Origin of the sequence: Rathayibacter sp. SD072 (genome assembly GCF_017355185.1) — a bacterium.
Taxonomy (GTDB): domain Bacteria; phylum Actinomycetota; class Actinomycetes; order Actinomycetales; family Microbacteriaceae; genus Rathayibacter.
Genome location: NZ_JADILJ010000006.1, coordinates 73,953 through 99,197, shown reverse-complemented (window position 1 = coordinate 99,197; position 25,245 = coordinate 73,953). Strand labels below are relative to the sequence as shown.

The window sequence follows — 25,245 nt, the reverse complement described above, 5'->3', positions numbered from 1 at the left end:
CTCTCATCCCCGGAGGAACACCGACAGCGTCACCGCGACGGTCACCTCCGTGGGCCCCTCGAGCTCGGCCAGTACCGCGTCGAGCACCGCCGCGTCCACGTGGTGCGCGCTGGGGCCCATCAGCACCTCGGCCCGCAGCTCGGCCGGCGACATCGCCACCTCGTAGTCGAGCTCGCGGCGCTCGGCGAGCGCGAATCCGGCGAGCTGCTCGTCGAGCCGCTCGGCCTTGCCCGCGTCGATCCCGAGCATCCCGAAGACCGGGCGGATCTCGTGCAGGTGCCGCTCGCGCGGCGTGACGACGACGGCGGTCCCTCCCGGCCGCAGCACGCGGAGCATCTCGGGGGCGTTGCGCGGGGCGAAGACGGTGAGCAGCGCATCGGCGCAGCCGTCGACCAAGGGGAGGGGCTGCCAGAGGTCCGCGGTCGCGATCGCGGCGCGGGGGTGCGCCCGAGCGGCGCGGCGGGCGGCCGGCGCCGAGAGGTCGAGTCCGAGTCCGCTCGCCTCCGGATGCGCGTCGAGGACCGCCGCGAGGTACGCGCCCGTCCCGCAGCCGAGGTCGACGACGAGCCGCCCACCGCCCGGCACCGCCGCCGCGACGGCGTCCTGGATCCCCCGGTAGTGCCCGGAGGCGAGCAGCTCCTCCCGCGCCTGCACCATCGCGGCGGTGTCGCCGGACGTCGCGTGCTTCCCGCGCAGGAGCGAGACGTAGCCCTGCCGGGCGATGTCCGCGCTGTGCCCGTTCGCGCAGCGCAGGAGCGAGGGCCTGGGCAGCGCATCGGGCGCGAGTCCCGCCCCGCACACTGGGCACGCGAGCGCGGGCAGCACCGCCGATCCGGGGGTCGCGGCCGGATCGAGGGGGTGGGCGCTCACGCCGCGGTCCGCTCGCGCAGAGCGGCCGACCGGTCCCGCATCGCCGTGACCCCGGAGTTGACCGTGGCGATCACCGGCACCGCGAAGAGCGCGCCGGCCAGCCCCGCCACCTCGAGCCCGGTGGCCACGCCGAGGACGACGGCGAGCGGATGCACCTTCACCGCCGAGCCGAGGATCAGCGGCTGCAGCACGTGCCCCTCGAGCAGGTGCACCACGATCACCACGCCGACCATGACGAGCGCCGCCACCGGCCCGATGAACAGCAGCGCGACCAGCGCCGCGAGCGCTCCGGTCACGATCGCGCCGAGGAACGGCACGAACGAGCCCAGGAACACCGTCACCATGATCGGCACGACGAGGGGGAGCTGCAGGGCGAGCGCTCCGATGCCGATGCCGGTCGCGTTGATCGCGGCGACGGCGAGCTGCGCCCGCACGAACTGGGTGAGCGCCTCGAAGCCGGCCGCGGCGCCCGTGAGCAGCGGTGCCCGGGCCGGGAGCGGCAGCAGGCGCAGGGCCCACGACCAGATCCGCCGCCCGTCCAGCAGCAGGAAGATCAGCGAGAAGAGGGTGAGCAGGGTGCCGGCGAAGACCTCGGCGACCTGCGAGCCGACGGCGAGGGCTCCGGAGGCGAGCGTCGCGGCCTGCGCATCGGCCCAGGTGATCCCGCTCTGCGCCCAGTCGCTCAGCTGCACCTGCGTGAATCCGAGCTCCCGCACCCACTCCTCGACGTCGTCCACCGCGTCGAGGGTGCGCTGACCGATGCCGCCGAAGCCGGCGCGGGCCTGCACGACGACGAGGGAGATCAGGCCGGCGAGCGCCAGCAGCAGCGTGAGGATCGAGACGAGCACGGCGAGCCCGCGCGGCAGGCGCAGGCTCTCGAGCCGGTCGCGCAGAGGGGTCAGCAGCGCGGTGAGCAGCAGCGCGACGAGCACCGGCACGACGACGACCGGCACCAGCGAGACCAGCTTCACGACGAGCCAGAGGACCGCGGCGACCGCGAGCACGCGCCAGGACCAGGCGGCGGCGATGCGCAGGCCCGGGGTGACGTCGTCGGCGTCGGAGCGATCGGGTGCGGCGTCGACGGCCGGAGCCGTCGCGGACGAACCGAGACTCGGCTCGTTCCTCCGGCGTCCTCGCATGACCCCTCCCCGTTCCCTCGCAGTGTACGGCGGGGCGCGCGGGCGGGGCAGGGAGAGAGCCGAGGGCACCGCGGCGACGGGCTGATTCGACGGATCCGGTTGCAGAACCGGGTGATCACTGACTGAATGGGAGCATCATGCCCCGATCGACAACCGTTTTCGAACGCGATGCCCCCTCCTTCTCCGCGATCGACTCCTCCCTCTCCGGCTCCCGTCACGGCGTCTACTGGCTCGAGGACGCCCCGGCGTCCCGTCCGCGCCTGACCGGCGCGAGCCGCGCCGACCTCGTGATCGTCGGCGGCGGCTACACCGGCCTCTGGAGCGCGCTGCGGGCGAAGGAGCGCGAGCCCGACCGCCGCGTCGTCCTGCTCGAGGCGCGCTCGATCGGCTGGGCCGCCTCCGGCCGCAACGGCGGCTTCGTCGAGTCGAGCCTCACCCACGGACGCGAGAACGGCCTGGCCCGCTGGCCCGAGGAGGCCGAGGAGCTCGAGCGTCTGGGCGTCGAGAACCTCGACGGGATGCAGGAGACGATCCGCAGCCGCGGCATGGACTGCGACTTCGAGCGCACCGGCTCGCTCTCGGTCGCGACCGAGGAGTACCAGGTCGCCGGGCTGGCCGAGGCCGACGGGGTCGCGGGTGCGCACTTCCTCGACGCCGCCGGCATCCGCTCCCTCGTCGACTCGCCCACCTACCTCGCGGGACTGGTGGTCCCCGCCGAGCAGTGCGCGCTCGTGCACCCGGGGAAGCTCGTGCGCGAGCTGGCCCGCGTGGCCGAGGAGCTCGGTGTCGAGGTCCACGAGGACAGCCGGGTCCTGGGCCTCGAGCGGACCTCGACGGGCGTGCGGGTGCGCACCGCGGAGGGATCGGTCGACGCGGCCCGCGCGATCCTCGGCACCAGCGCCTTCCCCTCCCTTCTCGCGCGCACGCGCCTGATGACGGTGCCGGTCTACGACCACGTCCTGATGACCGAGCCGCTCGACGCCGCGGCGCTCGACGCGATCGGCTGGCGGGGACGCGAGGGCGTCAGCGATGTGGCGAACCAGTTCCACTACTACCGCCGCACCGCCGACCACCGGATCCTGTGGGGCGGCTACGACGCGGTCTACCACCCGGGCGGGCGCATCCGCTCGCGCTACGAGGACCGCCCCGAGACCTACCGCGCCCTCGCCTCGCACTTCCTCACGACGTTCCCGCAGCTCGAGGGGGTCCGCTTCAGCCACCGCTGGGGCGGGGTCATCGACACCAGCACGCGGTTCGCGGCGTTCTACGGCACGGCACTGGGCGGCCGGGTCGCCTACGCGGCGGGCTACACGGGGCTCGGAGTCGGCACGACGGCCTTCGCGGCGGACGTGCTGCTCGACCTCCTGACGGGGCGGCCGACCGCTCGGACCGAGCTCGAGATGGTGCGCTCGCGCCCGCTGCCCTTCCCGCCCGAGCCGTTCGCCACGGTGGGGATCCAGGCGACCCGCTGGTCGCTCGACCGCGCCGACCACGACGGAGGGCGCCGCAACGTGCTCCTGCGCTCGCTCGACGCGCTCGGCCTCGGCTTCGACTCCTGAGGCCCGGCCCCCGGATCCGTCGTTCCGCGACAGCACCGCGCCTGGCGCACCGCGTCGGGTAGCGTCCCGTGCGGAGCACCGGCGGCCGGTGCACGAGGAGGACGGATGCTCGCGGTGCTGCTCGCGCTGGCCGGCTGGTGCGCCGGCACCGTCCTCGTCGTCAGCGGAGCGCTCAAGCTCGGCCGGACCGAGCGGTTCCGCGACTCGCTCCGGGCCCTCGGACTGCCCGCTCTCTTCTCGCGCTCCCCGCTGTTCGCGCGCGCGGTCCCGGTCGCCGAGATCGCCCTGGGCCTGGCCGTCGTGCTGCTCCCCGCGCCGCTGCACCGCGCCGCCCTCGCCGCCGCACTCGTCCTCTACGGCGCGTTCCTCGTCGTGGCGATCCGCGCCGCTCGGGCGCCGGAGCCCGTCGAGTGCGAGTGCTTCGGCGGCCTGGGCGAGTCGCGGATGAGCGGGCGCACCGTCGCACGCAACTCCGCTCTCGCCGCCCTCGCCCTCGCGGGCCTCCTCGGTCCCCTCGCGCCCGGCACCGTGCCGGTGGTCGGCATCCCGGCCGTTGTCTCGGCGGCGCTGGCCGTCGCGCTCGTCCTGGTGCGCGACCGGCGCGCGGCCGCCTCCGTCCCGATCGACGCCTCCTCCCGGCTCGCGCTCCTCACCGCCTCGGGGGAGCGGATCCCGCTCGCCGAGTTCGCGTCACCGCCCACCCATCTCGTCGTCTTCTCGCCCTCCTGCATCTCCTGCCACGAGCTGGTCGAGCGCTTCCGCTGGTGGCCCAACGGGCTGCGCGAGGGCGAGGAGCTCGTGCCCGTCTTCCTGGGCCGTCCCGAGGACTTCGCCGCCCACGAGGTGTTCGCCCCGCTCGTCGAGCATGCGCTGTACGACCCCGACCGCTCGGTGGCGGCGGCCCTCGGGCGCGGCGCCACTCCGGGGCACGTGCTCCTCGACGCCGAGAACCCGCTCGGCTCGGGCTGGACCTCGGGCTGGTTCGAGATCGAGCGGAGCGTGCTGAGCGCGGAGTTCTTCACCGGCGTGCACCAGGGCCGCATCGTGCCGGACCCCGCGGCGCTCGAGCGCGAGGCCTCCGAGCGCGCCGCGCAGCAGGGCGATCCGGCCGCGCTCTGAACCGCGGCGACGCGTCGCTCCGGTGCCACCATGGGTGCGACCCGTCCTCGACCCAGGGAGTCCCCATGACCGCCGCCCTCGGCTCGCTCCTCCCCCTTTCCGCCTCCGAGCACTCCGAGCTGCTCCCCGCACTCGTCCTCGCCGCCGCTCGCCGCGACGGCGTGCTCGCCGACCTCGGAGTCGTCGGGATCGACCCGGCGCTCTCGGACACCGCGGCGACGAAGGCGCACTACGGCCTCGACGACGCCGATCTCGCCAACTGCGTCCTGGTCGCCGGTTCCCGGGCCGGGCAGGAGCGGATCGCCGCCTGCGTCGTGCTCGCCGACTCGCGAGTGGATGTCAACGGAGCCGTGCGGCGCCTCCTCGACGTCCGCAAGGCCTCGTTCCTGCCGATGGACCGCGCTGTCGAGGAGTCGGGGATGGAGTACGGCGGGATCACCCCCGTCGGCCTCCCCGTCGGATGGAGGGTGCTCGTGGACGCCCGCGTGCTCCTGCGCCCGCTCGTCGTGATCGGCAGCGGAATGCGCCGCTCCAAGATCGTCCTCCCGGGCTCCGCGCTCGAGCGACTGGCCGGCGCCGAGGTCGTCGAGGGGCTCGGCCTGCCGACGGCCGTCTGACACCCCCCCCCCGCACCTCCGCCGCCTCCGGGCAACCCGTACCTCCCCGAAACATGAGCGCCGTACGGTGGGCGCATGCGCGCAGAACTCACACTCGGCGCGGAGGAAGAGCTCCACCTGATCGACCTCGAGACGAAGCAGCTCTCCGCGCACGCACCCCAGGTGCTGGCGCGCCTGCCGAAGGACAACTTCTCGGCGGAGCTGCAGCGGACCACGGTCGAGACGAACACGCCGGTCGTCGACTCGCTCGACGGACTGCGCGAGCAGCTCCTCTCCCTCCGCAGGGCCGTCATCGACGCCGCCGCCCCCGACGGCATCGGCATCGCCGCCGTCGGAACGGCCCCCCGCTCCGAGCACACGGACTTCGAGCTCACGAGCACCGGCCGCTACGGCCGCATGCAGGAGCAGTACCGGATGCTCGTGGACGAGCAGCTGATCTGCGGCACGCAGATCCACGTCGGCGTCTCCGATCGCGAGCTCGCCGTGCAGATCGCGCAGCGGATCGGCCGCGACCTGCCCGTGCTGCTGTCGGCGAGCGCGAGCAGTCCGTACTGGAACGGCCAGGACACCGGCTACGCCAGCATCCGCACGATCATCTGGCAGCGCTGGCCGAGCGCCGGGGCCACCGGCCCTCTCGCCTCCGCCGCCGAGTACGACCGCCTCCTCGACGACCTGATCGCGACCGGCGTGATCGCCGACTCGAAGATGGCCTACTTCGACGTGCGCCCCTCCTCCCACGCGCCGACCCTCGAGCTGCGGGTCTGCGACGCCATGCCGCTCGTCGACGACGCGGTCCTGATCGCGGGTCTCTTCCGCGGACTCGTCCGCTCGGCCGAGCTCGACATCGAGGCGGGCCGGCCGTTCCGCTCGACCCCGCCGCCGATCCAGCGGGCCGCGACCTGGCAGGCCGCGCGCGGAGGGCTCGCCGGCCAGCTCCTGGACCACACCGAGCACCCGCGCCCCGTGCCCGCCGCGGAGGCGCTGCGCAGCCTGATCGCGCGGCTCCAGCCCGCGCTCGACGAGCTCGGCGACCTCGAGCAGGTGCGCGCGCTCGCCGAGGCGCTGATCGCCCGCGGCAACTCGGCCGACCGCCAGCGCGCGGTCTTCGCCGAGCACGGCACGCTCGAGTCGGTCGTCGACTCCGTGGTCGCCGAGACCCACGGGCCCTCCAGCGGTCCCACCCTCCCCGCGCCGAGCCTGCGCACCTACCGCGTCCGCGCGGGCGACGAGGCCGTGGCGACCGGCGGGCGTCCGCGCACGGCCTACCAGCCGATCCTCGAGCACTTCCGCGGTCTCGGGCCGGAGCGGCTCGTCGAGCTGCACGGGGCGCGCGATCAGCGCGTGCTCGACGCGGGCATCACCTTCCGCCTCGGCGACGAGGACCGCCCCTTCCCCGTCGACCTCGTCCCGCGCGTGCTGCAGGCGCACGAGTGGAACGAGCTGGCCGCCGGCCTGGAGCAGCGCGCCCGCGCCCTCGAGTGCTTCCTGCAGGACGTCTACGGCGAGGGCCGCGCCGTCCGCGACGGCGTCGTGCGCCGACCCGCGGGCACCGCGGGCTGGCGCGAGGAGGCGACCCGGCTGCCGCGCGGCGCGGTGCGCGCACCGGTCATGGGCTTCGACCTGGTGCGCAACGAGTTCGGCGGTTGGCGCGTGCTGGAGGACAACCTCCGCAACCCCAGCGGACTGGCCTACGCGATGGGCATCCGCTCCCTGCTGGACGACCTCGTGCCCGATCTGCCCCGTCCCGCCGGACTCGTCGATCCCGCCGGCGCGCTCGACGACCTGCGCCGCACCCTCGCGGCCGGATCCCGGCGCTCCGACGGCCGCGACAGCGTCCTCGCGCTGCTCTCGAGCGGCCCCGGGAGCGCGGCGTGGTTCGAGCACCGGCGCCTCGCCGAGGGTGCCGGCATGCTCCTGCTGGAGCTCGGCGATCTGGACGTGGTGGACGGCCGCGTCGTCGCCTCCGGCACGCAGGTCGACGTGCTCTACCTGCGCCTGGACGACGAGCTCGCCGACCTCGCCCTGGGCGGCCGGCCGCTCGGCCGCGAGATCGTCGACGTCGCGGCCGCGGGCGGGGTGTTCCTCGCGAACGCGCCCGGCAACGGCATCGCCGACGACAAGGCGCTGTACTGCGCGGTCCCCGAGCTCATCGGCTACTACCTCGACGAGCGCCCCCTGCTCGAGTCGGTCCCGACCTACCGGCCGGAGGACGAGGCCGAGCGCCGCATCGTCCTCGAGCGCGTCGGCGAGCTGGTCACCAAGCCGGTCGACGGCTACGGCGGTCGCGGCGTGATGATCGGCCCCTCCGCTCCCGCGGCCCGCGTCGCGGAGCGCCGAGCGGCGATCGCCGCGGATCCCGGCGGGTGGGTCGCGCAGGAGGTCGTGCGGCTCTCGTCGCTGCCGTCCTTCTCGGGCACCGAGCTGCAGCCCCGCCACGTCGACCTGCGCGCGTTCGTCTTCGTCACGGGCACCGGAGCCGCCGACGTGCGTCTCGCGGACCTGGCCCTGACCCGCGTCGCGGCCGAGGGCAGCATGATCGTCAACTCGTCCCGCGGCGGCGGCGCGAAGGACACCTGGATCGTGAGGGCCTGACATGTGCGGACTCGCGGGCGAGATCCGGCTCGACGGCCGCCGGGCCGAGGTGGCCGCGGTCGACCGGATGAGCGGATGCCTGACCCATCGCGGTCCGGACGGCGACGGCGTCTGGGCGCGCGGCCCGGTCGCCCTCGCGCACCGACGGCTGTCGATCATCGACCTGTCGGTCGCCGGCTCCCAGCCGATGGTCGACGCGGCGCTCGGGCTCTCGATCGTCTTCAACGGCTGCATCTACAACCACCGGCAGCTGCGCGCCGAGCTGGAGGCGAAGGGGCACCGCTTCTTCTCCCACTCCGACACCGAGGTGATCGGCAAGGCCTACGCGCAGTGGGGCGAGGACTGCGTCGACCGGTTCCTCGGCATGTTCGCCTTCGTGATCGTCGAGCACGAGTCGGGGCGCGTCGTGATGGCCCGCGACCGGCTCGGCATCAAGCCGCTCTACCTCGACGAGACGCGGGAGCGGATCCGCTTCGCCTCCACGGTGCAGGCGCTGCTCGCGGGTGGCGTCGCCGACACCTCGATCGACCGCACCGCCCTGATGCTCTACCTGAGCTTCCACTCGGTCGTGCCGGCTCCGCGCACGATCCTCGCCGGAGTGACGAAGCTGCCCCCCGCGACCGTCCGCGTGATCGAGCCCGACGGCACGAGCCGCGAGCACGTCTACTGGGAGCCCGTCTTCACCCGCGATCCCGAGCGCGCCGACTGGTCGGAGCGCGACTGGCAGGACGCGCTGATCGCCTCGTTCCGCACGGCGGTCGAGCGGCGGATGGTCGCCGACGTGCCCGTGGGCGTGCTGCTCTCGGGCGGCATCGACTCGAGCCTCGTGGTCGCCCTCCTGGCTGAGGCGGGGCAGTCCGGACTGCAGACCTTCTCCATCGGCTTCGACTCCGCGGGCGGCGAGTCCGGCGACGAGTTCGAGTACTCGACGCTCGTCGCCCAGCGCTTCGGCACCGATCACCACCGCATCCGGATCGACTCGTCGAGGCTCCTGCCCGGCATCGACGGAGCCGTCCGCGCGATGAGCGAGCCGATGGTGTCGCACGACGCGGTCGCGTTCTACCTGCTCAGCCAGGACGTGGCGCAGCACGTGAAGGTGGTGCAGTCCGGCCAGGGCGCCGACGAGGTGCTCGGCGGCTACGACTGGTATCCGCCGCTCGCCGGCGTCCCGCGCGCCGAGGCGGCCGAGGCCTACGCCTCGGTGTTCTTCGATCGCCGCTTCCCCGAGTTGCAGGCGCTGCTGCGGCCGGAGTGGCGGGGCGAGGACGCGGCGACCGCCTTCGTCGCCGAGCGGTTCGGCCGCCCCGGTGCCGACACCTCCGTCGACGCCGCGCTGCGCAACGACACCACCGTGATGCTGGTCGACGACCCCGTGAAGCGCGTCGACAACATGACGATGGCCTCGGGACTCGAGGGCCGCGTGCCGTTCCTCGATCACGAGTTCGTCGAGCTGGTCGGGCGGATCCCTCCGGAGCTCAAGCTCGCCGATGGCGGCAAGGGCGTGCTCAAGCGCGCCGTCCGCGGCATCGTCCCGGACGAGGTGATCGACCGCCGGAAGGGCTACTTCCCGGTGCCCGCGATCCGGCAGCTCGAGGGCCCGTACCTCGAGCGCGTCCGCGCCGCCCTCACCGATCCGTCGGCCCGTGCGCGGGGGATCTTCGACCCGGCCGTCGTCGAGGCGCGCCTGGCCGCGCCGAACGAGACCCGCACCCGGCTGGGCTCGAACGAGCTCTGGCAGCTCGCCCTCCTCGAGATGTGGCTGCAGGAGCACGGCGTCGGCTGACCCGCGCGCCGTCGACGCAGTGTTCGCGCGGCGTTCGCCCCTCGCGGAACACCCGTCGCCGCCCGTGCCGGAGGATGGAGGCCATGACCTCCACCGCGACATCCCGGCTCGTCGCCGCAGAGCACCTCGGTCTCGACCTCGTCCACGCCTGGGGCAGCTGGGGCCCGACGATGACCCCGGACGCCGCCCGCACCGCGTTCATCAGCGATCGCGGCGGCTCCCCCGAGGTCTGGGTGCAGGACGTCGTGATCGACGGCGAGCCTCCGGAGGCGCACTGCATCCGCTTCACGGAGGACCCGGTGCTCGAGGTCTCGTGGTCGGCCGACTCCGCCTGGCTCGCCTGCCTGGTCGCCACCGACGGCGGCGTGCGCACGCAGGTCTGGGTGGTCCGCCCCGACGGCTCCGACGCCAAGCGCATCGCGGGCTCGCGCGACGCTCACGCCGAGCTCGGGCCCTGGACCAGGAGCGGGCACCACGTCGTCGTGACCGTGCCGTCCGCCGAGCCGGAGCAGCCGACCCGGTCCTTCCTCGTCGATCCGGTCACCGCCGACCGCCGCCCGCTCGTCGACGGCGACCTCATCTCGGTCCTCGACCTCTCGACGGAGGAGCGGCTCGTCGTGGTCCGTGACGGCCAGCGCGGCCATCAGCGCTGCTCCGTCGTCGACCGCCTGACCGACGAGAACCACCCGCTGCTGCCCGATTCCGGCACCGGATCCACGGACGTCGCGTTCCTGCGCCCCGCTCCGCTGAACGACAACGAGAGCCCGATCGTGGCGTACCTCGCGACCGACGTCGACCTGCCGCGGCGCCAGCTCGTCGCGATGCCGCTGGGGCCCGACGGCTGGCGCGGGCGCATCCGCCGCCTCGCCGCCCGCGACGACGCCGAGCTCGAGGGCCTGGATGCGGACGACGCCGGGCACCTGCTGATGCTCGTGTGGAACGTGGCCGGGTCCAGCGAGATCGAGCTGTTCGACACCCTGACCGGTGAGCGCGTCCCCGTCTCGGGTCTGCCCGGCCTGGTCGCGACCACTCCGGTCCTCTCGCGCGACGGCAGCTCGGTGGTCCTCGGCGTCGAGGGTCCGGAGCGACCGCGCGAGCTGTGGCGGATGGACACCGCGACCCACGAGTGGTCGCGCATCACCCGGGTGCCGCCGCTCCCGGCCGCGGCGCTCGTCGTGCCCACCCTCGAGCGGTTCACCGGCCGCGACGGACTCGAGCTGTCGGGCTGGCTGTACCGCGCACCCGGTGCCGAGGGCCCCGGTCCCGCGATGCTGAGCCTGCACGGAGGACCGGAGTCGCAGGAGCGGCCGACCTTCTCGGCGCAGCACCAGGCGGTCGCCGCCTCGGGCGTCTCGGTCTTCGCCCCGAACGTGCGCGGCTCCTCCGGCTTCGGCCGCGACTTCGTGCACGCCGACGACGTCGAGCGCCGGTACGGGGCGTTCCAGGACGTGCTCGCCGCCGCCGACCACCTCGTCGACTCCGGAGTCGCCGCCCGCTCGCGGATCGCCGTCACGGGCCGTTCCTACGGCGGCTACCTCACGCTCGCCTCGCTCGCGTTCTCGCCGGGGGTCTTCGCGGCCGGCGTCGACATCTGCGGCATGTCGCACCTCCTCACGTTCTACCGCGACACCGAGCCGTGGATCGCGTCGGCCGCGGTGACGAAGTACGGCCACCCGGAGCACGACGCCGAGCTCCTCGAGGAGCTGTCGCCGCTCGGACGGGCGTTCGCCATCGATGTGCCGCTGCTCGTGGTGCACGGCGAGCTCGACACCAACGTCCCGCTGGGCGAGGCGACGCAGATCGTGGCCGCCCTCGAGGCGCTGGACCGGCCGGTCTCGTACCTGCAGCTCGACGGCGAGGGCCACGAGTACCGCCGGGCCGACTCGAAGGAGCTGCTGCTGCTCTCCCTCGTGCGCTTCCTGCACGCGTCGCTGCTGCCGGCGGACGAGTCGCTCGAGGCGGACGCGGCCCTCGGGGCGGACGCCGCCCACGAGTCGGACGAGTCGCTCGAGGCCGTCGCGGGCTGAGTCCCGGCCCGAGCGGCGATCGGAGCGGCCGCGGGGCGCGGACGGGCGTCAGCGCCGCTCGAACTCCTCGGCGAAGGAGCCGTGGATCGGCTTCTCCGGATCGTCGCCGACCGCCCGTGACGGGTCCTCGATCTCGACCGCTCGCGCGAGGTCGGGTGCGGGGGCGCGCACTGCGGCTCCGGCAGCGGCGAGGTCCTCGGGCACGTCGTCGAGCAGCTCCTCGGCGATCCGGCTCGACAGGCCGCTCCGCTCGCCCGGTCCGGGGTCGCTCACCGGATCGGCCGGAGCGTCGAGGGCCTCGCCGAGTCCCTCGCCGAGCCCTTCGCCGAAGCCCGCGCCGAGCCCCGCGGGCACCCCCTGCGGAGCGTCGTGCCCCGTGATCTCGTCCTGCATGCCCTGCTCCTGCCTCGTGCGCACCGGCCGGGCCGGGCGGCACACTCCGTCCTGGGATGAGGAGAGGATACCGCCGGCGCGATCAGTCGAGCAGGAGCCAGGAGTGGCCGCCGACCTCCACGCCGCCGACGCTCGCCGCGTCGTCGCCCAGGTTCAGCGCGAGCCGGGCGGACTCGCCGTCGGGACCCTCCGCGACGAGGAGCACCGCGGTGTTCGTCAGATCGACGGCCCGGGTGCGCGAGTGCACGAGCCACGGGTGCCGGCGCCGGAACGCGACGACCTCCTGGTGGGCCCGGTACGCCTCGCCGCCCGGCGCGCTCGCCGGATCGGCCGGGAAGGCCGGTCGGATCGCGTCGTCGCCTCCGACGCGCTCCTCCTTCACTCCCTCGAAGCCCCGCTCGTCGCCGGAGTAGATGCTCGGCACGCCCCCGACGAACCCGAGGATCGCGACCGCGTGGGCGTGGTGGCGCTCGTCCGTCACCGCGCTCGCGATGCGGGTCACGTCGTGGTTGCCGACGAAGGTGAGGGGGAGGAAGACGTCGAGGAACTCGTCGTGCCGCTTCAGCGACCAGGCGAGCTCGAAGAGGTTGAGCTCCTCGAGGGAGTTGCGCACGGCCTTCCAGAGCTCGTACTGGGTCACGGAGTCCAGGCCCGACTCCCGCACGTACCCGGCGTAGTCGCCGTGGATGACCTCGCCGACGAACCACGCCTCGGGGAACCGCTCCCGCACCGGGTCGATCGCCGCATGCCATGCGGCGGGGGCGACCGCGTACGCGGCGTCGAGCCGCCAGCCGTCGATCCCGCGCTCGAGCCAGTGCGCGAGGACGGAGGAGACGTACGCCGAGACCTCGGGGTTCGAGTGGTCGAGCTCGACCAGCGCCTCGTGCCCCTCGAAGACGTCGACGCGCAGTCCGTCGACCTCGCGGGCGGAGTCGCTCCGCGAGAACCGCGCGGCCGCCGCGGACCCGGGACCCGCCGCCACCGCCTCGCGCCACCACGGGTGCTCGCGCCCGACGTGGTTGAAGACCCCGTCGAAGAGCACGCGGATGCCGCGCTCGCGGCAGGCGGCGAGGAGCGCGTCGAGGTCGCCCTCGTCTCCCAGGCGCGGGTCGACCCGGAAGTGGTCGACGGTGTCGTACCCGTGGGTGCTCGAGGCGAACACCGGGCCCAGCAGGAGCCCGTTGCAGCCGAGGGCGAGCAGGTCGTCGAGCCAGGGCAGGAGGGCGGGGAGCCGGTGCTGCGCGGCATCGGGAGCCTCGGCGGCCGTGGTCTCGGCGCCCGTGAACCCGAGCGGGTAGACCTGCCACCAGATCGCCGTCGTGATCCAGCCGTCCGTCGTCTGCGCCATCCCTGCCGCCCTCCCGCCGCGCTCGGCTGCGCGACGTCGCGAGTGTACTGACGCCTCCTGGCCGCGCCCCGAGCCGTGGCCGGGGAGCGAGCCGTGCGCGAGGCCGGGAGGAACGACCGTGCGAGGCGTGCGCGCGCTCACGGGCGCAGGCTCCCGATCCAGGCGAGGACGGCGGCAGCGCCCTCGAGGGTGGCGGGCACCGTCACCGACGCGATCGCGAGCGCGAGGAGCGCCGCCGCGGCGCCGACCGCGCCCTGCCGCCGCTCCCCGGCGCGCAGCAGCGCCAGCACGGCCACGGCGATCGCCCCGACCGCGAGCCCGATCGACGGGACGGTCCAGAGCGGATGCACCGAGGAGGTGAGGGCGAGCAGCCCCAGGCCCAGCGCCGTGAGACCCGGCTCGCGCGGTGGACCGAGCCGCGCGAGGAGCGGGGCCCGCCGGGACGCAGCGACCGCGGACGGTCGGGCGACGGCGGTGGGGGAGGGGAGCAGGGGCAGGAGGCTGATCGACATGGCCCGATCCTCGCGAGGCGGCGGAGGGTGCGGAGCCCCTGCTCGCGGATCGGTGGAGGCGCACCGCGATCGGGCGCCTGGGGAGGGCGAGGAGCCCCCCGCGGGCCACCGGAGGCGCCGATCGGCGTGATTCCGGGGTTCTCGGCCCCGGAATCACGTGCATTGGCGGGTCGGGCTGGTAGGTTACGGACGGTCCGACCGGTTGAGGGAGTCCGTCCCCGGCCGAGGACGATCCACAACCACCAGCTGTTCCGAACAGCACGAACGTCCTGGGAGGACACTCCAATGGCTGACAAGTCGCTCAACCGCACCGAGCTCGTCGCGAAGATCGCCGCGGACTCCGGCCAGAGCCAGGCCGCCGTCAACGGCGTCCTCGACTCGCTCTTCTCCACCCTCGCCGACTCCGTCTCCAACGACGTGAAGGTCACCATCCCCGGCTGGATCGCCGTCGAGCGCACCTCCCGCGCCGCGCGCACCGGCCGCAACCCGCAGACCGGTGAGACCATCCAGATCGCGGCCGGCCACTCGGTCAAGGTCTCGGCCGGCACCAAGCTCAAGGCCGCCGCGAAGTAGCACGGCTCCACGACGAGGGCCCCGGCATCGCGCCGGGGCCTTCGTCGTCTCCGGAACCGGTGCGACGCGGCTCGCGATCAGCCGGGGAACGTAGGCTTGACGGGTGAATCGAACCGTCCGGATCGCGGGGCCCGCGCTGCTGCTCGTCGCGGCCGCGCTCCTCGCCCTCCTCGCGGCACTCGCCTTCGGCCGGGGAGCCGCGGCCCCCCTCCTGAACGACCCGGGTCCCGTGGTCCGCTACGGCCTCCCCGTGGCGAAGCTCGCGGTCAACCTCGGCGCCGCCGGGATGATCGGCGCCCTGGTGCTCGCGCTCTTCGCGCTGAGCCCGCGCGCGAGCGCGACGCGCGCCTCCCGGTCCGCCACCCCCGAGGGACCCGTCGAGCAGCGCACCGAGTACACGGTGGCCCTCGACGTCGCCGCCGCCGGCGCCGCCTTCCTCGCCGCCGCCGCCGCGGTCACCGGTTTCTTCACCTTCCTCAACGTCACGCAGACGCCGCTGAGCTTCGACCGCGACTTCGGCACCAAGCTCAGCTACTTCATCGGCAGCATCGAGGTCGGCCAGGCCTGGCTCGTCACCACGCTGCTCGCCGCCGTCGTCACGGTGCTCTGCTTCGCCGTGCGCAACCAGACGGCGCTCGTCTTCGTCACCGGGGTCGCGCTGCTCACCCTCCTGCCGATGGCGCAGCAGGGCCACGCAGCGGGATCCGCGGGGCACGACGCCGCGGTCACGGCGCTCGGCCTGCACCTCGTCTTCGCCGCGATCTGGCTCGGCGGTCTCGTCACGATCATCGTGCTCAGGCCCCTCCTCGACGGCGCGCGCCTGCTCCCCGTCGTCCAGCGCTACTCGAGTCTCGCGCTCGTCAGCTTCGTGGTCGTGGCGGCGTCGGGCTACCTCAGCGCCGAGCTGCGGCTCGCGACCCTCGACAACATCCTGACGGGCTACGGGATCCTCGTGCTCGTGAAGGTCGCCGCCCTGATCGCGCTGGGCCTCTTCGGCGTCGTGCAGCGCCGCGTCCTCATCGAGCGGATGCGCACCGCCGGCGGTGCGGGCGGACGCAGCTTCTGGTGGCTCGTCGCGGCCGAGGTCGCCTTCATGGGCATCGCGTCCGGAGTCGCGGCGGCGCTCGCCCGCACCGCCACTCCCGTCGACCAGGTCGCCGCCGCGCAGCTGACCGACCCGACCCCGGCCGAGCTCCTCACCGGCGAGCCGCTCCCGCCCGCCCCGAGCGCGCTGAACTTCGCCACCCTCTGGAACGTCGACCTGATCTGGCTGCTCGTCTGCGGCTTCGGCATCGCCTTCTACGTCGCCGGCGTCCTGCGCCTGCGCCGCCGCGGCGACTCCTGGCCGATGCTCCGGACCGTGCTGTGGATCGCGGGGATGCTCCTGCTGGCGTACATCACCAACGGCGGCGTGAACGCCTACGAGAAGTACCTGTTCAGCGCGCACATGCTCTCGCACATGGTGCTCACCATGGCCGTCCCGCTCCTGCTGGTGCCCGCGGCCCCCGTGACGCTCATCGCCCGCGCTGTCGTCCGCCGCACCGACGGCTCCCGGGGACCTCGCGAGTGGGTGCTGCTCGCGGTCCACTCGCGCTTCGGCACGATCGTGTCGCATCCGATCGTCGCCGCCCTGCTCTTCGTCGGCTCGCTCTGGGCGTTCTACTACTCGCCGCTGTTCCGCTGGGCGACCACGGACCACATCGGCCACGAGTGGATGATCGTGCACTTCCTGATCACCGGCTACCTCTTCGTGAGCGTCCTGATCGGCGTCGACCCGTCCTCGCACCAGGTGCCCTATCCGATGCGGCTGCTGCTCCTGCTGGGCACCATGGCGTTCCACGCGTTCTTCGGCCTCGCGCTGATGACCGGCGAGGGGCTGCTCCTCGCCGACTGGTACGGAGCGATGGGCTGGGGCACGAGCGCCCTCGCCGATCAGCAGGCGGCCGGCGGCATCGCCTGGAGCATCGGCGAGATCCCCACGCTCGCACTGGCGATCGTCGTCGCCGTGATGTGGAGCAGGTCCGACGACCGCGAGACCAAGCGCCGCGACCGCCAGGCCGACCGCACCGGGGACGCCGAGCTGAACGACTACAACGAGCGGCTCGCCGCGCTCGGCAAGCGCCGCTGACGCTCCTCCCCAGGGGGACGGCGCCCGGAGCCGCCTCCGTCCCCGATCACGGCCGCACCGCCGCGGGTACAGTGGACCGGTGACCCAGCCGACCCTCTCCGACGAGCAGCAGCGGGTGTTCGACCTCATCGAGAACACCCGCGAGCACCTGTTCGTCACCGGGCGCGCCGGCACCGGCAAGTCGACCCTGCTGAACCACCTCAGCTGGCACACCGGCAAGCAGATCGTCATCTGCGCTCCCACGGGGGTCGCGGCGCTGAACGTCGGCGGGCAGACGATCCACTCGCTGTTCCGACTGCCGATCGGCGTGATCGCCGACTCCGATCTCGATCAGACCCCCGAGCTGCGCAAGCTCCTCAACACCATCGACACCCTCGTGATCGACGAGATCTCGATGGTGAACGCCGATCTGCTCGACGGCATCGACCGCAGCCTCCGCCAGGCCCGGCAGCGCCGGTCCGAGCCCTTCGGAGGCGTCCAGGTCGTCCTCTTCGGCGACCCGTTCCAGCTCGCTCCCGTTCCGGGCGACCCCGAGGAGCGCGCCTACTTCGCCGACCGCTACCGCTCCCTGTGGTTCTTCGACGCCCTGGTCTGGCAGGAGGCGCCGCTGCGGATCATCGAGCTCGGCCGCATCCACCGGCAGAGCGACGAGCGCTTCAAGTGGATGCTCAACGCGGTGCGCTTCGGGATGGTGACGAAGGAGATCGCCGACGTCCTCAACGAGGCGGGCGCCCGCACTCCGCCGACCGACGGCTCCATCACCCTCGCCACCCGCAACGACACCGTCAACCGGATCAACCAGACCGCGCTCGCACGCCTCAAGGGCCCGCTCAAGACCGCGACGGCCGAGATCAGCGGCGATTTCGGCGGCAGGACCTACCCGGCCGATCAGAACCTCGAGCTCAAGATCGGCGCGCACGTGATGTTCCTCCGCAACGACGCGGAGCAGCGCTGGGTGAACGGCACGATCGGCATCGTCACGAAGGTGGCCGGCACCGTCTGGGTCGAGGTGGACGGCGAGGTGCACGAGGTCGAGCCGGCCACGTGGGAGCGCTACCGCTACTCCTATTCAGCGGCGACCAAGAAGCTCACCCGCGAGATCGTGGCCGAGTTCGCGCAGTTCCCGCTGCGCCTGGCCTGGGCGGTGACGATCCACAAGTCGCAGGGCAAGACCTACGACTCCGCGGTCGTCGATCTCGGCCAGCGCGCCTTCGCGCCCGGCCAGACGTACGTGGCGCTGAGCCGCATCACGAGTCTCGAGGGGCTGTACCTCACGCGGCCCCTGCGGCCGAGCGACATCATCGTCGACAAGGACGTGCTGCGCTTCATGTCCGAGCGGCGCACCGAGCCGGCCGCCGTCGCGACGCCGGAGGGCGACTCGGCCACCGCGTGACCCGTCGGCTCGAGCAGCGGCGGTCAGGCCGCGACGCGCGAGCGGGCGAGGTCGCGGAACAGCTCGGTGGTGAGCCGGTACGCCTCCGCCACCTCGGCGATGACGCGGTCGCGCTCGGCGTCGTCCCAGTCGACCGCGTCGAGCTGCTCGCGGTAGACGGCGCGGAACTCCGACGGCGTCGCGATCTCGCCGTAGAGGTAGAAGCCGACTCCGTTGGTCTCGAAACCGAACCGGCGCTGGAGCAGGGCGCGCACGATGCTGCAGCCCGACATGTCGCCGAGGTAGCGCGTGTAGTGGTGCGCCACGAAGCCGCCGCTCCAGCCGCTCGCGACGGTCGTGATGCGCTCGACGTAGGCCGCGGTCGAGGGGAGGGGCCGGATGCGCTCGCGCCAGTCCTCGCCGATCAGGAAGCGGAGGTCCTCGGCGATCGCGGGGAGGCGGGTGAGCTTGGCCGAGATGAACGGCGCGGCGACGGGGTCCTCGCTCATCCGGTCCGCGACGGCCTCGAGCGCCTCGTAGACGAAGTAGTGCTGCGAGACCAGCGCGATGTAGTCGTCGCGGCTGCCGGCACCCGTCATCAGGGCGGTCATGAAGGCGGCACCCTCGTCGTCGACGGCTCCGGACTGCCCGATGCGCTCGCGGAGCGCCTGCGAGAACGGGATGACGTTCGACACGACGGCCTCCGATCGGCTTCTTAGGTTGGCCTAACCTTAGCCGAGAGGGAGGGCGGAGACCAGAGTCCGCGCCCTCAGTGCCCGAGTCGGTCAGTGCCCGTGCCCGTCCTCCACCACGCCGTGCATGCCGCCCATGCCGCCGGAGTCGCCGGCCGTCGCTGCCATGGAGGGCGTCGCGAGCGCCGAGACCACCAAGGCGCCGGCCAGCAGCCCGATCACGGTGCGGCCGGCCGGGACCTGCCGCTCGGGGGCTGCGGCCCGGCGGAGGGACAGCGCGACGATCGCCGCGGCGGCGAACTGGAGGACGCCGCCCGCGAGCGCGGGGAGGGGATCGCGCAGGAGGCCGGCCGTGACTGCGAGGATCGACCCGGCCACCGTCGCCGAGACGACGACGAGTGCGATGCGCGGTACCACGATCCGTCCGCAGCCGAGGACGGCGAGGGCCCAGACGAGCTCCCCCGCCCCGAGCAGGACGAGCGGCACGAGCGCGGCGTCGTCGCGCACCGACGCGAGGGAGAGGTGGACGAGACCGGCGCCGAGAGCACCGAAGGCGGCCCAGCCGCGGATGATCGGGTTCACAGCAGCCTCCGGAACGAGAGGGGGCCCCGGATCGACACACCGCATCGTGTCGTCCGGGGCCGTGGAGTCCGTCCGCCGCGGAAAACGGCGGGCCCGCGGCGGACGGAGCTGGAGGGGGCGGCCGGAGCCGCCCGGGTCAGACGGTCGCTGAGCGCGACCTCGTCGTCTTCTTCTCGGTGCCGAGACCGACTCCGAGCAGCACGATCGCGCTGCCGAGGTGGAGGAAGTGATCGGCGGTGTTGAGGGCGAGGACGTTGACGGCCGTGTTCTCGATGAAGAAGCCGACGATGCCGAGCAGCAGGTACGCGGCTCCGACGACGGTGTTCACGGACTTCGCCGCAGGAACGCTCGACAGTCCGCCGATCAGCAGCGCGCCGCCGATGAGCAGGTGCGCGATGTTGTGCAGCGGGTTCACCTCGAAGATCCCGAGGAGCAGACCGCCCTCGGTCGCGAGGAACTCGACGCCGCCGGTCACGACGAAGCCGAGCAGTCCGACGAGCACGTAGACCGCTCCGAAGAGAGTGGCGAGCAGACGATTGGGGGATCTGCGCATGATGACTGGACCTCCTTCGCGTGACGGCCCTGTGCCGACACCCTCTCTTCGTAGCCCGCCCCCGGATGGTTTGGAAACGGGGTGGACTCCTCGCATCACGGTCCGGACACGAACGCGCAGGGCGCGCGCACTCGTCTCCTGGGCGTCGGATCGCGCCCGTACAGTGGGGTCGTTCCAGAGGATGTCCGGGGGGAGCCGAGGGTCATGGTCGTGCGTCGCAAGCGGAGACGGGTCGCGGCTGCCGTCGTGCCCGCACTGGTCCTGGCGCTCGCCGGGTGCACCGGGGGGACCCCCTCCGTCGTCGAGGACGCGCAGCCCGGCCCCGTGCCGGACGAGCTCGCGGTCGCCCTCTCGGGGTTCCTCGAGGAGGCCCGAGGAGCCGCGGGAGCGACGGGCGCGGTCGCGGGGGTCTGGTCGCCCTGGGCGGGCGGCTGGGAGGGCGCGATCGGAGTCGCCGGCGACGGCGACCCCACTCCTCTCACCACCGAGGCGCATGTGCGGCTCGGCACGGGCGGCACCGAGGCGATGACCTGCGACGTCGTCGTGGCGCTCGCCGAGGAGGGACGGGTCGAGCTCGACGCCGACATCACCGAGTCGCTCACCTCGCTCCCCGGCCTGGAGGGGCTGACCCTCCGCCAGCTCTGCTCCCACACCTCCGGGCTCGCCGACTTCCGCGCGTCGCTCTGGCCCACGATCGTGCAGAACCCCCAGCGGGAGTGGCCGACCATGGAGCTGATCTCGGCGGCGCAGGTGCACTCCCCGTCCGCCGCCCCGGGAGCCGCCTGGTCCGACTCCTCCACCGGTCCGCTCCTCGCCGGTCTCGTCGTGTCCGAGCGGACGGGCCGCAGCGTTGCCTCCCTCTACGACGAGTACCTCGTGCCCCGCTACGGCCTGCGCAGCACGACCCTCCCCTCCGCCGGCGACCTCGCGCTGCCCGCCCCCGCGCCGCGCGGCTACGCGGCCGCGATCGACCCGGGCAGCGGAGCGGTGCGGTGCGACGTGCGCCGCGATCTCACCGAGGCCTCGCCGTCGGCGCTGGGCGCCGCCGGGGGAGCGGTGACCGACCTCGAGGATCTGCGCCGGCTCGCGACGGGGATCGCCGCCTCCCCGTCGGGCGACGCGGTCTGGGCCGACGCTGTCCCGCAGGGGCAGGGGCGCCCGGAGTGGCTGCTCGCAGGACTCGGCGGCCACCAGGTCGGCCCGCTGAGGGGCTTCTCGGGCATCGCGCCCGGATTCGTGACGGCCGCCTACTCCGATCCCGTCTCGGGACTCACCGTGGCCGTGTCGTTCAACAGCTCGACCCCGGGAGCCGACTTCGCCGGGAACGCCGCGCGCGCCCTGGCCTCGATCGCGGTCGACGCGGGCGCCGCAGCGGGAGCGGCCGACCTCCCCGCTCTTCCCTGGACCGCCGAGAGCGAGCGGACCGCGACCCTCACCGCCCACCCCCGCTGCTGAGCGCGGTCGAGGGTGGCAGGAGGGCGCCGCGGCGTGACCGTCCGGCGCCGCTCGGTGTCGGCGGAGCGCCCTACCCTGGGCTCATGCCGATCACCCCCGACACCAAGGACTGGACCTGGGCCGCCGAGCGCCCCTGCCTCGAGTGCGGCTTCGACGCCTCGCTCGTCGACGCGTCCGAGGTCCCGCACCTCATCCGCGAGAACGCCGCCGCGTGGCCGTACGTGCTCGAGCGCGACGACGCCGTCGGGCGGCCCGACGACGAGACCTGGTCGCCGCTCGAGTACGCGGCGCACGTGCGCGACGTGCACCGCATCTACCGCCTGCGCCTGGGCCTGATGCTCGAGGGCGACGACCCGCTGTTCCCGAACTGGGACCAGGACGTCACCGCGGTCGAGGACCGCTACTCCGAGCAGGACCCGGCGACGGTCGGCCGCGAGCTCGTCGAGGAGGCCGGCCTGATCGCGGGTGTCTTCGAGGGCGTCCGGGGCCGTCAGTGGCAGCGCCCCGGTCGGCGCAGCGACGGCGCGACCTTCACCGTCGAGACGATGGCCCGCTACTACCTGCACGACGTGCAGCACCACCTGCACGACGTCCGCGGCTGAGCGCCCCCGGGTCCGCGCTGCTCAGTAGTCGATGAGCTGGGGATTCAGGAACGACACCGTCCGGGCGTAGGCCAGGGCGGCGGAGGAGGGGTCGACCGCCTCGCGCAGCGTCCCGTTCGCGAAGTGCCGCACCGTGCCGGCGTACGTGTGCGCGGTGACCGGGGTGCCCGCGTCCTTGAGGCGTCCGACGAACGACTCCGGGTCGTCGCCGTCCGGCCACTCGTCTCTCGCCGCGTAGTGCAGGAGGGTCGGGCAGGGCACGAGGGCGTGCTCCTCCTGCCCGAGGGTCGCGTAGTAGGCGACGACGGCGTCGACGAGCCCGGTCGCGGCGGCGAGGAGCCCGAGCCGGCCGCCGAAGCCGAACCCCACGATGGCGCTGCGCTGCGATCCCTCGGCGGCTCCGGAGCGGATCGCCTCCGCGATCGCCGCCATCGCCCGGTCCTGCGCGGTCATCGCGGCGAGATCGCGCGCGTCCTCCGGAGCGAGGGTCGCCCATCCGTCGTAGAGGTCGGGGACGAGCACGTGGTAGCCGTGCTTCGAGACGGCCTCGGCGAAGGGCTCCATCCACGGCAGCCGGCCGAACACGTCGTGGAGCACGACGACGACCGGGCGGCCGGGGCGCCCGTACTCGAGGGCGATGCCCGGCGACGGGATCTGGACGAGCTCTGTCACTCGTCCAGCCTGCACCGGTGCGGCGCGGAATCCGCGTGACTGCAGCGATCGCGTCGGCGTGTCGCCCGAGAACGGAGCCGAGAACAGCCCGGGGACGGGCGGGGAGGTGGAGCGAGTGACGGGAATCGAACCCGCGCCATCTGCTTGGGAAGCAGAAGTTCTACCATTGAACTACACTCGCGCGGCGCCTCGGAGGCGCACTCGTTCATCGTAGCAAGCCCCGCGCGCCCCCCACGTCGCGGCGGGCACCGCACGCCCTAGGATCGCCTCGTGCTGCTCTCCGATCGCGACATCCAGACCGAACTCTCCTCCGGCCGGGTCGGACTCGAACCGCACGATCCGGCCATGATCCAGCCGTCGTCCGTCGATGTGCGTCTCGACCGCTTCTTCCGGCTGTTCGACAACCACCGCTACCCCTACATCGACCCCGCCGAGGACCAGCCCGATCTGACGCGTCTGGTCGAGACCCCCAAGGGCGAGCCGTTCATCCTGCACCCCGGCGAGTTCGTGCTGGGGTCGACGTACGAGGCGGTCACGCTGCCCGACGACATCGCCGCGCGCCTCGAGGGCAAGAGCTCGCTCGGGCGTCTCGGCCTGCTCACCCACTCGACCGCGGGCTTCATCGATCCGGGCTTCACCGGACACGTGACCCTCGAGCTCAGCAATGTGGCGACGCTGCCCATCACGCTCTGGCCCGGCATGAAGATCGGGCAGATGTGCTTCTTCCGGCTCAGCTCGCCCGCCGAGAAGCCGTACGGATCCACGGAGTACTTCTCGCGGTACCAGGGTCAGCGCGGGCCGACGGCGTCGCGCTCGTCGCTGAACTTCCACCGCACCGACGTCTACGGCGACTGACGCGGCAGCGCCGGTCGACGCCCCGCTCAGCCCAACAGGCGCGGCAGCTGCAGCACGAGCCAGGGCGAGAACGCCCACGGGGCGGCGCGCACGGCGGCCAGCGTCGCCTCGGGGTCGACCCACTCGTGGTCCATGACCTCGTCCGCGCGCGGTGCCAGCGCCTCGCGGCTCGACAGGGTCGCGGTGTAGACGGGGCAGATCTCGTTCTCGACGATCCCGGAGGCGTCGACCGCGCGGTAGCGGAAGTCCGGCAGCGCGACTTCGAGCGTCTCGAGGCGGGCGCCGAGCTCGCGCTCCGCCCGACGGACGACGGCGTCCTCGATCCGCTCGCCCGGCGCCGGGTGGCCGCAGAACGAGTTGGTCCAGACGCCCGGCCAGGTGCGCTTGCCCAGCGCGCGGCGGGTCACGAGCAGAGCGCCGTCGGGCGCGAACACGTGGCACGAGAACGCCAGATGCAGGGGCGTGTCGGTGTCGTGCACCGTCGCCTTGTCGGCCACGCCGACGGCGTCGCCCGTCTCGTCGAGCAGGACGACCTGCTCGATCTCGTCCTCGCGCACGGCGATTCCTCCCGAAGTCATGGCTGTAAGTCAAGCACGACCGCGGAACTCAGCCGGCTTAGTGCTAGACAAGCGAACTTGTTAGCCTCTCAACCGTGGATACACGCGACCCCGTGGTTCTCTCCCGGAAGCGGCAGGAACACGTCGATGCCGTGCTCGACCGGTTCTTCTCCCTGGCGCGCGCCCGGGCCGAGCGGCTGGGAACGCGGTACACGACCCTCTGGCACACCCTCGAGGCCAACACCCGCGGAGGCAAGCGCTTCCGCCCCCTCATGGTCATCTCGGCGTACGAGGCGCACGGCGGACGCGACTCCGAGGCGGCCGCCCACCTCGGCGCCGCGTTCGAGCTCCTGCACACCGCGCTGATCGTCCACGACGACGTGATCGACCGCGACTTCGTGCGGCGCGGCGGCCCCAACGTCTCGGGCAGCTACCGCGACGAGGCCACCACCGCCGGTCTGTCGATCCCGATCGCCGAGCACCGCGGCACGTCCGTCGCGGTCATCGCCGGCGACCTCGCCCTCACCGGCGCCCACCGGCTCGTCGAGGGCGTCGGAGCCGACGACGCCGTGCGCGCGCGCCTGCTGACCCTGCTCGACGAGGCCGTCTTCGCCTCGGCCGCCGGCGAGCTCGCCGACGTCGACTTCTCGCTCATGCCCGGCATGCCCTCGGTCGAGGAGGTGCTCGAGATGGAGCGCCTGAAGACCGCGGTCTACTCGTTCGAGGCTCCTCTGCAGGCCGGGGCGATCCTCGCGGGCGCCTCCGACGAGGCCGTCGAGGCACTGGGCGAGTTCGGCCGGTGCATCGGCATCGCCTATCAGATCGTCGACGACCTGCTCGGGGTCTTCGGCTCGGAGGGGCAGACCGGCAAGACCACGCTCGGCGACCTCCGCGAGGGCAAGCGCACCGTCCTGATCGCGCATGCGGCCGGCACCGACTGCTGGCCCGAGATCGAGGGCCTGATCGGCGACGAGCACCTCGGTACCGAGACCGCCGAGCGCGTGCGCCGGATCCTCGAGGAGTGCGGAGCCCGCGGCTTCGCCGAGTCCCTCGCCGGCGACTTCGCGAGCCGCGCCTGGGAGGCGCTCGGAACACCCGCCGTGTCGGAGGAGTTCCGCGCCGAGGTGCGTCCGCTGGTGGCGAGCGTGCTGGGGCGCACCCGGTGATCCCCGCTCCGCCGGGCCGCCACGCGCGGCCCGCCGCCCCGATGACCGCACGCACGCCCACGACCCCTACGGTGGCACG

Annotated in this window: 23 protein-coding genes and 1 tRNA gene; 13 read left to right on the top strand and 11 right to left on the bottom strand. The window is 73.4% G+C overall.

Annotation, left to right across the window (positions count from 1 at the left end; all coding sequences use genetic code 11):
• Positions 1 to 3: 3 nt before the first annotated feature.
• Entirely contained in the window at positions 4 to 870 is an 867-nt protein-coding gene (locus tag IOC53_RS04140; protein WP_207403115.1) for a methyltransferase domain-containing protein, read from the bottom strand.
• Positions 867 to 2,009 (bottom strand): AI-2E family transporter, encoded by a 1,143-nt coding sequence (locus tag IOC53_RS04135; RefSeq protein ID WP_207403114.1) that lies wholly within the window; start codon positions 2,007 to 2,009, stop codon positions 867 to 869. The genes IOC53_RS04140 and IOC53_RS04135 overlap by 4 nt, the downstream gene beginning before the upstream one ends.
• 137 nt (positions 2,010 to 2,146) lie before the next feature.
• Here IOC53_RS04135 and IOC53_RS04130 point away from each other — a divergent pair, with 137 nt between their 5' ends.
• The 6 genes from IOC53_RS04130 to IOC53_RS04105 all read left to right on the top strand — a co-directional run bounded on the left by IOC53_RS04130 (position 2,147) and on the right by IOC53_RS04105 (position 11,706).
• Positions 2,147 to 3,568 (top strand): FAD-binding oxidoreductase, encoded by a 1,422-nt coding sequence (locus IOC53_RS04130; RefSeq protein ID WP_207403113.1) that lies wholly within the window; start codon positions 2,147 to 2,149, stop codon positions 3,566 to 3,568.
• A gap of 105 nt (positions 3,569 to 3,673) precedes the next feature.
• Positions 3,674 to 4,687: a MauE/DoxX family redox-associated membrane protein gene (locus IOC53_RS04125; protein ID WP_207403112.1), complete on the top strand. Its 1,014-nt coding sequence runs from the start codon at positions 3,674 to 3,676 to the stop codon at positions 4,685 to 4,687.
• Between the two features lie 65 nt (positions 4,688 to 4,752).
• Positions 4,753 to 5,304 (top strand): YbaK/EbsC family protein, encoded by a 552-nt coding sequence (locus tag IOC53_RS04120; protein ID WP_207403111.1) that lies wholly within the window; start codon positions 4,753 to 4,755, stop codon positions 5,302 to 5,304.
• Positions 5,305 to 5,379: 75 nt separating this feature from the next.
• Positions 5,380 to 7,896, top strand: a complete 2,517-nt coding sequence (locus IOC53_RS04115) for a carboxylate--amine ligase/circularly permuted type 2 ATP-grasp protein (protein WP_207403110.1) — start codon at positions 5,380 to 5,382, stop codon at positions 7,894 to 7,896.
• Position 7,897: 1 nt separating this feature from the next.
• Positions 7,898 to 9,679, top strand: coding sequence for an N-acetylglutaminylglutamine amidotransferase (locus IOC53_RS04110; RefSeq protein WP_207403109.1), 1,782 nt, complete (start codon positions 7,898 to 7,900; stop codon positions 9,677 to 9,679).
• 83 nt (positions 9,680 to 9,762) lie between these two features.
• Positions 9,763 to 11,706, top strand: a complete 1,944-nt coding sequence (locus tag IOC53_RS04105) for a prolyl oligopeptidase family serine peptidase (protein ID WP_242682889.1) — start codon at positions 9,763 to 9,765, stop codon at positions 11,704 to 11,706.
• 48 nt (positions 11,707 to 11,754) lie between these two features.
• Here IOC53_RS04105 and IOC53_RS04100 read toward each other — a convergent pair whose 3' ends face one another.
• The 3 genes from IOC53_RS04100 to IOC53_RS04090 all read right to left on the bottom strand — a co-directional run bounded on the left by IOC53_RS04100 (position 11,755) and on the right by IOC53_RS04090 (position 13,959).
• Positions 11,755 to 12,099 (bottom strand): hypothetical protein, encoded by a 345-nt coding sequence (locus tag IOC53_RS04100; RefSeq protein ID WP_207403107.1) that lies wholly within the window; start codon positions 12,097 to 12,099, stop codon positions 11,755 to 11,757.
• 82 nt (positions 12,100 to 12,181) lie between these two features.
• On the bottom strand, positions 12,182 to 13,447 hold the full coding sequence (locus tag IOC53_RS04095; protein WP_207403106.1) for an alpha-amylase family glycosyl hydrolase: 1,266 nt from the start codon (positions 13,445 to 13,447) through the stop codon (positions 12,182 to 12,184).
• A 137-nt stretch (positions 13,448 to 13,584) separates the two neighbouring features.
• A complete protein-coding gene (locus tag IOC53_RS04090; RefSeq protein ID WP_207403105.1) occupies positions 13,585 to 13,959 on the bottom strand; it encodes a hypothetical protein in 375 nt (124 codons plus the stop codon).
• A 285-nt stretch (positions 13,960 to 14,244) separates the two neighbouring features.
• Between IOC53_RS04090 and IOC53_RS04085 the strand changes: the two genes are divergently transcribed.
• The 3 genes from IOC53_RS04085 (at position 14,245) to IOC53_RS04075 (ending at position 18,053) form a co-directional block, all read left to right on the top strand.
• Complete coding sequence (locus tag IOC53_RS04085) at positions 14,245 to 14,532, top strand: HU family DNA-binding protein (protein WP_055786347.1); 288 nt, start codon at positions 14,245 to 14,247, stop codon at positions 14,530 to 14,532.
• Between the two features lie 103 nt (positions 14,533 to 14,635).
• Positions 14,636 to 16,660: a cytochrome c oxidase assembly protein gene (locus tag IOC53_RS04080; RefSeq protein WP_207403104.1), complete on the top strand. Its 2,025-nt coding sequence runs from the start codon at positions 14,636 to 14,638 to the stop codon at positions 16,658 to 16,660.
• Between the two features lie 79 nt (positions 16,661 to 16,739).
• Complete coding sequence (locus IOC53_RS04075; RefSeq protein WP_207403103.1) at positions 16,740 to 18,053, top strand: ATP-dependent RecD-like DNA helicase; 1,314 nt, start codon at positions 16,740 to 16,742, stop codon at positions 18,051 to 18,053.
• Positions 18,054 to 18,076: 23 nt separating this feature from the next.
• Here IOC53_RS04075 and IOC53_RS04070 read toward each other — a convergent pair whose 3' ends face one another.
• From IOC53_RS04070 to IOC53_RS04060, 3 genes are all read right to left on the bottom strand, one after another.
• Entirely contained in the window at positions 18,077 to 18,727 is a 651-nt protein-coding gene (locus IOC53_RS04070) for a heme oxygenase (biliverdin-producing) (protein ID WP_207403102.1), read from the bottom strand.
• A gap of 90 nt (positions 18,728 to 18,817) precedes the next feature.
• Positions 18,818 to 19,306 (bottom strand): hypothetical protein, encoded by a 489-nt coding sequence (locus tag IOC53_RS04065; RefSeq protein WP_207403101.1) that lies wholly within the window; start codon positions 19,304 to 19,306, stop codon positions 18,818 to 18,820.
• Between the two features lie 136 nt (positions 19,307 to 19,442).
• Positions 19,443 to 19,859, bottom strand: coding sequence for a DUF4383 domain-containing protein (locus IOC53_RS04060; protein ID WP_207403100.1), 417 nt, complete (start codon positions 19,857 to 19,859; stop codon positions 19,443 to 19,445).
• A gap of 246 nt (positions 19,860 to 20,105) precedes the next feature.
• Here IOC53_RS04060 and IOC53_RS04055 point away from each other — a divergent pair, with 246 nt between their 5' ends.
• Both IOC53_RS04055 and IOC53_RS04050 read left to right on the top strand, forming a co-directional pair.
• The gene (locus tag IOC53_RS04055; RefSeq protein WP_207403099.1) at positions 20,106 to 21,314 is read left to right on the top strand and encodes a serine hydrolase; all 1,209 of its coding nucleotides are present in this window, start codon (positions 20,106 to 20,108) and stop codon (positions 21,312 to 21,314) included.
• Between the two features lie 83 nt (positions 21,315 to 21,397).
• Positions 21,398 to 21,916, top strand: coding sequence for a DinB family protein (locus IOC53_RS04050; RefSeq protein ID WP_207403098.1), 519 nt, complete (start codon positions 21,398 to 21,400; stop codon positions 21,914 to 21,916).
• Positions 21,917 to 21,937: 21 nt separating this feature from the next.
• Here IOC53_RS04050 and IOC53_RS04045 read toward each other — a convergent pair whose 3' ends face one another.
• Both IOC53_RS04045 and IOC53_RS04040 read right to left on the bottom strand, forming a co-directional pair.
• Positions 21,938 to 22,588, bottom strand: a complete 651-nt coding sequence (locus IOC53_RS04045) for a dienelactone hydrolase family protein (protein WP_207403097.1) — start codon at positions 22,586 to 22,588, stop codon at positions 21,938 to 21,940.
• Between the two features lie 107 nt (positions 22,589 to 22,695).
• Positions 22,696 to 22,769, bottom strand: a tRNA-Gly gene (locus tag IOC53_RS04040).
• Positions 22,770 to 22,858: 89 nt separating this feature from the next.
• Between IOC53_RS04040 and dcd the strand changes: the two genes are divergently transcribed.
• Positions 22,859 to 23,443 carry a dCTP deaminase gene (dcd, locus tag IOC53_RS04035; protein ID WP_207403096.1) on the top strand — a complete coding sequence of 195 codons (585 nt, stop codon included), beginning with the start codon at positions 22,859 to 22,861 and terminating at the stop codon, positions 23,441 to 23,443.
• 26 nt (positions 23,444 to 23,469) lie between these two features.
• Here dcd and idi read toward each other — a convergent pair whose 3' ends face one another.
• Positions 23,470 to 24,021 carry an isopentenyl-diphosphate Delta-isomerase gene (idi, locus tag IOC53_RS04030; RefSeq protein WP_207403095.1) on the bottom strand — a complete coding sequence of 184 codons (552 nt, stop codon included), beginning with the start codon at positions 24,019 to 24,021 and terminating at the stop codon, positions 23,470 to 23,472.
• A gap of 92 nt (positions 24,022 to 24,113) precedes the next feature.
• Between idi and IOC53_RS04025 the strand changes: the two genes are divergently transcribed.
• Positions 24,114 to 25,166, top strand: coding sequence for a polyprenyl synthetase family protein (locus IOC53_RS04025; protein WP_207403094.1), 1,053 nt, complete (start codon positions 24,114 to 24,116; stop codon positions 25,164 to 25,166).
• Positions 25,167 to 25,245: the final 79 nt, after the last annotated feature.

Coding starts and splice junctions, on each gene's coding strand:
- IOC53_RS04135 (WP_207403114.1), bottom strand. CDS start 2,009: ATGCGAGGACGCCGGAGGAACGAGCCGAGTCTCGGTTCGTCCGCGACG.
- IOC53_RS04130 (WP_207403113.1), top strand. CDS start 2,147: ATGCCCCGATCGACAACCGTTTTCGAACGCGATGCCCCCTCCTTCTCC.
- IOC53_RS04125 (WP_207403112.1), top strand. CDS start 3,674: ATGCTCGCGGTGCTGCTCGCGCTGGCCGGCTGGTGCGCCGGCACCGTC.
- IOC53_RS04120 (WP_207403111.1), top strand. CDS start 4,753: ATGACCGCCGCCCTCGGCTCGCTCCTCCCCCTTTCCGCCTCCGAGCAC.
- IOC53_RS04115 (WP_207403110.1), top strand. CDS start 5,380: ATGCGCGCAGAACTCACACTCGGCGCGGAGGAAGAGCTCCACCTGATC.
- IOC53_RS04110 (WP_207403109.1), top strand. CDS start 7,898: ATGTGCGGACTCGCGGGCGAGATCCGGCTCGACGGCCGCCGGGCCGAG.
- IOC53_RS04105 (WP_242682889.1), top strand. CDS start 9,763: ATGACCTCCACCGCGACATCCCGGCTCGTCGCCGCAGAGCACCTCGGT.
- IOC53_RS04100 (WP_207403107.1), bottom strand. CDS start 12,099: ATGCAGGACGAGATCACGGGGCACGACGCTCCGCAGGGGGTGCCCGCG.
- IOC53_RS04095 (WP_207403106.1), bottom strand. CDS start 13,447: ATGGCGCAGACGACGGACGGCTGGATCACGACGGCGATCTGGTGGCAG.
- IOC53_RS04090 (WP_207403105.1), bottom strand. CDS start 13,959: ATGTCGATCAGCCTCCTGCCCCTGCTCCCCTCCCCCACCGCCGTCGCC.
- IOC53_RS04085 (WP_055786347.1), top strand. CDS start 14,245: ATGGCTGACAAGTCGCTCAACCGCACCGAGCTCGTCGCGAAGATCGCC.
- IOC53_RS04060 (WP_207403100.1), bottom strand. CDS start 19,859: ATGCGCAGATCCCCCAATCGTCTGCTCGCCACTCTCTTCGGAGCGGTC.
- IOC53_RS04050 (WP_207403098.1), top strand. CDS start 21,398: ATGCCGATCACCCCCGACACCAAGGACTGGACCTGGGCCGCCGAGCGC.
- idi (WP_207403095.1), bottom strand. CDS start 24,021: ATGACTTCGGGAGGAATCGCCGTGCGCGAGGACGAGATCGAGCAGGTC.